The organism is Acinetobacter sp. UBA3132, assembly GCF_002364825.1.
In the GTDB taxonomy this organism is placed as follows: domain Bacteria; phylum Pseudomonadota; class Gammaproteobacteria; order Pseudomonadales; family Moraxellaceae; genus Acinetobacter; species Acinetobacter schindleri.
In genome coordinates this window covers 1-5,835 of record NZ_DEZM01000141.1, presented here as the reverse complement: position 1 = coordinate 5,835, position 5,835 = coordinate 1, and the positions used below count along the sequence as shown (strand labels likewise).

Genomic DNA, 5,835 nt, shown 5'->3' with positions numbered 1-5,835 from the left:
CTCTCCCTAACCCTCTCCTAAAAAGGAGAGGGAACTCAACTTTATTCAAGATGAGTGGATAACTTCATCAATTCCAAATAATCCTCATAACAGTCCGGATGCTTCAACTCATATCCCATTTTTTGCATACGTGTGGCATAGAGCTTTTTACCCGTCATCTGCTCGCTCTCAACTTTAAGCAAAGGAAGCCCCCTCTGCTGCTGAAACCATTGCAGAACTTCATGCAACAGTTGTGGCTGGTTATTGGTCAAAATATATGAAGACTCAAGATATTCCACGTGAATCATCTCAGCCATAAAACGTGACAAGTCTTCAATATGAATCCGATTCGACCAATGCAAATTTGGATAACTGGTCATAGATCGTGCCATTTTTTTCAAGCGTGCAACTGAAGTTCCATAAATCCCACTTGGGCGGATGATCGTACATTGGTCTGGATAAGCAGCTAAATAAGTCTGCTCCATTTGATGCAAGACTTTGCCTTGCGGATCATTCGGATGAATTGGGCTGTCATCATCCACCCGCTCTCCGGCATTCTTGCCATAGACGCGGGTGGATGATACGACAACCAGACGTTTTACCGGATGGGATTTTAGCGCAGTCACAATTGGACCGACTGAGTCCAGATAAGTCTGCTGATAAGCTTCGAACGTACTCTGGTCAGGACTGAGCAAGACGTAGACCCAGTCAATCGGTGCAAGGCTGATTAAATCGAGCTGATGCACATCCTGAACATGATGAGTGGCACAGGAATCTGTTTTCGCACTGCGACTGATTGTGCTAATTTGATGACCTTGCTCAAATAATTGTTTAGCTATGCGTGCGGATGTTTTACCATAACCGATAAATAAAATATGCATTCAGCACCGAATCACAAAACCTGGTTGAGGGGACATGGCTGCAGTCCATCAGTTACAAGGTGTCGGCAATGCCGCCGCCACATTACTTGAAAAATTAAATCTGTTCACAACTGATGATTTGCTCTTTCATCTGCCACGTGACTACGAAGACCGTAGCACGATCATTCCCATGAATCAATTGACTGTGGGACGTAGCTATTTGCTGGAAGGTATTGTCAAAGGCGTAGATTTTCCACCAGGTAAACGCAAGTCCATGGCCGTACTGCTGGATGATGATTGCGGCAAGGTGACGCTACGTTTCTATCATATCTATAAAGGCATTACCGACCGCTGCAAAGTTGGTGCAAGATTAAGAGTTTTTGGCGAAGTGCGTGTTGGTGCCCGTGGCCTGGAAATGTATCACCCCGAATTACAGGTCATTACTGAACATACCCCACTTCCGCAGACACAACTTACGGCGATCTATCCGGCAACTGAAGGCCTGACCCAACCCAAATTACGTGAATATATCAAGCAGGCGCTCGCCCTACACAGTGATGATCTGCCGGAACTGTTACCAGCTCAATTCAGCAATGGCTATGACCTGAAGCAGGCACTGGAATATATTCATCATCCTCCAGTCGATGCCAATATGTTGCAGCTGGCACAGGGTTCCCACCCCGCCCAGCAGCGTTTGATCTTTGAGGAACTGGTCGCGCATCAGATCAGTTTACTGACCCGCCGTGCCTTTATTCAGCAGATTGAAGCGCCTGCATTTTCACCAAGTAAGCGTTATGCCAAACTGTTGCTCGCGGGTCTACCTTTTGAAATGACGGGGGCGCAAAAACGTGTTTCACGAGAAGTTGCCCATGACATGAAAGGCAACAAACCGATGTTGCGTCTGGTACAGGGCGATGTCGGTGCAGGTAAAACATTGGTTGCTGGTGTGGCAGCCTGTCATGCTCTGGAAGAAGGCTGGCAAGTGGCCCTCATGGCACCAACCGAAATTCTGGCAGAACAGCATTATCTGAATTTTAAAAAATGGTTTGAGCCACTGGGACTGACTGTTTCCTGGTTATCTGGCAAACAAAAAGGTAAAGCCCGTACTGCGGCAGAACAAAGCATTAAAGATGGCAGTGCCAATCTGGTGGTCGGCACCCATGCCTTGTTTCAGGAAAATGTCGAGTTTGCCAAATTGGGGCTGGTAATTATTGATGAGCAGCATCGCTTTGGTGTGGATCAGCGTCTGGCTCTACGCAATAAAGGGCTAGATGGCATGTCACCGCATCAACTGGTCATGACGGCGACACCAATTCCACGTACGCTTGCCATGTCTGCGTATGGCGATCTGGACACTTCAGTTATTGATGAACTGCCACCAGGTCGTACCCCGATCCAAACCGTAACTATCCCACTGGATCGCCGTGAAGAAGTACTACAGCGTATTGCCACTAACTGTGCTGAAGGCAAGCAAGCGTATTGGGTCTGTACTCTGGTCGAACAGTCAGAAACTTTAGATGCCCAAGCAGCAGAAGCCACTTTTGCCGAAATTAAGGAACGCTTCCCGGAAATCAATATCGGTCTGGTCCATGGCAAGATGAAGCCTGATGAAAAGCAGGCGGTGATGCAACAATTTAAAAATAATGAATTGCAGCTATTGATTGCCACGACCGTGATTGAGGTGGGTGTCGATGTACCGAATGCTTCTCTGATGGTGATTGAGAATGCCGAGCGTCTCGGACTCTCACAACTGCATCAGCTGCGTGGACGTGTTGGCCGGGGTGCCAAAGCCAGTTTCTGTGTACTTCTGTATAAGCATCCCCTTTCTCAGAATGGTCAGGAACGTTTGCGTATCATGCGTGAAACCAATGACGGATTTATCATCGCGGAAAAGGATCTGGAACTGCGTGGTCCAGGTGAACTGCTTGGCACCAAACAAACCGGAGATATGGGTTTCCGGGTAGCCAAGCTGGAACGCGATGACCACCTGCTCAATCAGGCACATTATGTGGCGCAGCAGATGTTAAAGGATTATCCAAAACAGGCCGTTGCGTTATTAAAACGCTGGTTACCTGAGGCACCACGATATGCCTATGTCTAAGCTGATTCAGCAAGGCAAGCATTGGCTGGGCAAGTTACAGCCCTGCCAGCTTTGTCATAACGATTATCAAACAATTTATTCAGTATGCCAGGATTGCTGGAACCAGCTACCTTGGGCACATCAGACCATCCAGCGCCAGGAAATGCAGGTACAGATTGCCTGCCATTATGATTATCCGATGGATCGTCTGATTCAGTTGTTCAAATATGAGCAGAAGCTTTATCTGGAAAACTTGTTAGCAGGCACGCTTATCAGTTTAAAACTTCCCAAAGTCAGCGCAGTCGTTCCGATGCCAATCTCGACAGACAAACTGGTACAGCGTGGCTATAACCAGTCCTTACTGCTGGCTAAACAGGTCGCAAAGCATCTTCAAGTTCCAGTATGGCAACCGGTGAGCCGGCTCAAACAGCATTCACAAAAAGGCTTAAGCCGCCTGGAACGGATTGAAGATATTGAAGCACAATTTCAGATCAGTACATCATCAAAATTGCGTTATCGTAAAGTACTGATTATTGATGATGTGGTAACAACTGGCAGTTCAATTCGTGCACTTAATCAGAAGCTCGAAGAACTTGGCTGCCAGCAAATTTATACAGCCTGTGTCGCAGGTGCAAAGCTTTAAATTAAGCTTGGGCCAATAGATTTGACTTCACCCATGGAATCACAATTTCTGTGGTTAATGGGGCCAGTGCTAAGTCTCGTTCATTAAGATCAATCCATTTCATCTCGGCAATCTCCGCCTCAATTTTGGGCATTTGATCCAGTTTGACCAGATATACATAACTGACCAGTTGGTGGTCGGGTTCATTCGCGGTCTTCGTTTCAAAACGACCCACAAATTGCTGCACTTCAGCCTGACAGCAGATTTCTTCCTGGATTTCACGAACAATCGTCACTTCAGGTGCTTCATTCGGTTCCAGCTTGCCACCCACCTGCATAAAGCAGCTGGTGCCTTTCTTACGTACAACCAATAATTGCTGTGCTTCATTCAGTACAATGCCGGCGGCAACAGTAATAACTTTCATAACAACTCAAATTTAAAAATGATCAATGGGCTTATTTCACAAGATCTTGCTGATCAACCATCCCCCATTTCGCTTGCGGTGGTTGATAATTCTCAAAAGCATCCAGAATTGCTTCAATTTCTTCACTAACAATGAGTTTCTCGGTAAAACGTGCCTTGGTAAAACCCTGTTCAGTCGTGTGCTGAATAAATTGAATCAAACCGGTATAGAAGTTTTCTGCATTTAAAAATGCACATGGCTTTTCATGAATACCGAGCTGTGCCCAGGTCCATTGCTCAAAGATTTCTTCCAGTGTTCCTACACCACCCGGTATCGCAATAAAACCATCTGCCAGTTCTGACATTTTGGTTTTGCGCGCGTGCATATTTTCAACAATATGCAGTTCAGTCAGACCAGGATGGGCCAGTTCACGGTCTACCAGCTGCTTTGGAATCACCCCAATCACTTGGCCGCCCGCAGCCAGAGTACTGTCCGCAACAATTCCCATCAAGCCTGAACGGCCACCACCATAAATCAGAGTTTGCTGTCTAGATGCCAGCGTCTGGCCGACTTTTTCAGCAATCTGGGTATAAACAGGTGCGATCCCCAGTGCGGAACCACAAAAAATTGCGATAGAATTCATCATTTTTCACCATTTAGTTCTAGCTGTATCGCAAGGAATCCCTGATCGAAGCTTTTTTTAAAAAAATAACTGTTCAATCAGTGTTTTTATTCAATTCCTTGTCTAAAATACACCCATTCCAATTTACATACTGCGCAAGGGAGAAAAGACAGCATGCTTGAAGCCTTTTATGCCACAGAGCGCGGTAGCCTAGAAGATGCCACTATTAATGGCGACTTTGATTTACATCAAGATTTGGTTTGGGTTGATCTGATTGCACCTTCACAGGAAGAGCAGCAATGGATCATGGACGCTTATGAGCAAAATCTTCCTACCCTCAAATCATTAGAAGACATTTCATCCAGTGCCCGATTCTACCGCGATGATGACGGTATTTTGCATATCAGCACTTATTTTTTAACGAAAAATAAAAACTATCAGGTAGAAGAAGATACCGAAGATCAATCCAGCATTTTAGCTACGGTGCAAACCGTCGCCTTCATTCTGCATAAAGATCGGCTGTTTACCTTGCGTGGGGAAAAACTGGTCGCGTTCCGTGCCTTTCGTGCTCGTGCGCGCCGCAATGATTATGAGATTGATTATAAGGATCCGACCTGGATTCTACTTGGCCTGCTTGAAGCCAAGCTGGATGAGCTGGCGGATATTCTGGAAGATGTGCACAAGGATCTGGAAAAATACTCAACCGAAGTTCTGAATAACCGCCATCGTGAACAGATTCTGGATCTGGATGACATGATTACCCGTCTGGCACAGCTCGAGGATATGCTTGGAAAAGCCCAGCTCTGTCTGATCGATTTACGCCGGGTACTGACCTTCCTGTCCCGTCCACGGGCGCTCGGTAGTCATATCTACGATGCGGACATTCGAGAGCTCAGTGAAGATGTACGCTCTCTGGTTGAGCATGATGCGTTCCTGTTCCAAAAGGTGCGATTCCTGCTTGATACTACTTCCGGATTCATTAATACCGAACAGAATGACACGATCCGTCGATTCTCGATCCTGCCAAGTATGCTTGCGCCACCGATGCTGATTGCGAGTATTTATGGGATGAACACAGAAGTTCTGCCTTTTGCACATGGCACCACCAGCTTTATTATTGTCGGGCTGATTCTGGTCGCATTCTTCATTGGACCATTGATTTACTTTAGATGGAAGAAATGGATTTGAGCAAGCTTTGGGCGCTGCTTCAAAGCAAAGCGCAAGAAATCTCTGTATTTAATTTATATCTATTTAATCCCTCGTCAACTT

The 5,835-nt window shown here is 46.2% G+C and carries 6 protein-coding genes; 3 read left to right on the top strand and 3 right to left on the bottom strand.

Translation table 11 applies throughout. From position 1 onward, the window contains the following. Window positions 1-41 precede the first annotated feature (41 nt). Window positions 42-860, bottom strand: a complete 819-nt coding sequence (locus tag B4033_RS07770) for an NAD-dependent epimerase/dehydratase family protein (RefSeq protein WP_286832981.1) — start codon at window positions 858-860, stop codon at window positions 42-44. Window positions 861-894: 34 nt separating this feature from the next. Between B4033_RS07770 and recG the strand changes: the two genes are divergently transcribed. Together recG and B4033_RS07760 are read left to right on the top strand one after the other, a co-directional pair. Next, window positions 895-2,940, top strand: a complete 2,046-nt coding sequence (gene recG, locus B4033_RS07765) for an ATP-dependent DNA helicase RecG (protein WP_286832979.1) — start codon at window positions 895-897, stop codon at window positions 2,938-2,940. Beyond that, entirely contained in the window at window positions 2,927-3,562 is a 636-nt protein-coding gene (locus B4033_RS07760) for a ComF family protein (protein ID WP_076754385.1), read from the top strand. The genes recG and B4033_RS07760 overlap by 14 nt, the downstream gene beginning before the upstream one ends. Window position 3,563: 1 nt before the next feature. Here B4033_RS07760 and B4033_RS07755 read toward each other — a convergent pair whose 3' ends face one another. Beyond that, window positions 3,564-3,965 carry an NUDIX hydrolase gene (locus tag B4033_RS07755; RefSeq protein ID WP_076754388.1) on the bottom strand — a complete coding sequence of 134 codons (402 nt, stop codon included), beginning with the start codon at window positions 3,963-3,965 and terminating at the stop codon, window positions 3,564-3,566. Window positions 3,966-3,996: 31 nt separating this feature from the next. Then, window positions 3,997-4,587, bottom strand: coding sequence for a TIGR00730 family Rossman fold protein (locus B4033_RS07750; RefSeq protein WP_286833000.1), 591 nt, complete (start codon window positions 4,585-4,587; stop codon window positions 3,997-3,999). A gap of 153 nt (window positions 4,588-4,740) precedes the next feature. On the opposite strand from B4033_RS07750, the gene B4033_RS07745 reads away from it, so the two are divergent. After that, window positions 4,741-5,754 (top strand): CorA family divalent cation transporter, encoded by a 1,014-nt coding sequence (locus B4033_RS07745; RefSeq protein ID WP_004809844.1) that lies wholly within the window; start codon window positions 4,741-4,743, stop codon window positions 5,752-5,754. Window positions 5,755-5,835: the final 81 nt, after the last annotated feature.

What these genes read in the sequence shown, in the direction of transcription:
- B4033_RS07760 (WP_076754385.1), top strand. Translation starts at nt 2,927, where the DNA reads ATGCCTATGTCTAAGCTGATTCAGCAAGGCAAGCATTGGCTGGGCAAG.
- B4033_RS07770 (WP_286832981.1), bottom strand. Translation starts at nt 860, where the DNA reads ATGCATATTTTATTTATCGGTTATGGTAAAACATCCGCACGCATAGCT.
- B4033_RS07750 (WP_286833000.1), bottom strand. Translation starts at nt 4,587, where the DNA reads ATGAATTCTATCGCAATTTTTTGTGGTTCCGCACTGGGGATCGCACCT.
- B4033_RS07755 (WP_076754388.1), bottom strand. Translation starts at nt 3,965, where the DNA reads ATGAAAGTTATTACTGTTGCCGCCGGCATTGTACTGAATGAAGCACAG.
- recG (WP_286832979.1), top strand. Translation starts at nt 895, where the DNA reads ATGGCTGCAGTCCATCAGTTACAAGGTGTCGGCAATGCCGCCGCCACA.
- B4033_RS07745 (WP_004809844.1), top strand. Translation starts at nt 4,741, where the DNA reads ATGCTTGAAGCCTTTTATGCCACAGAGCGCGGTAGCCTAGAAGATGCC.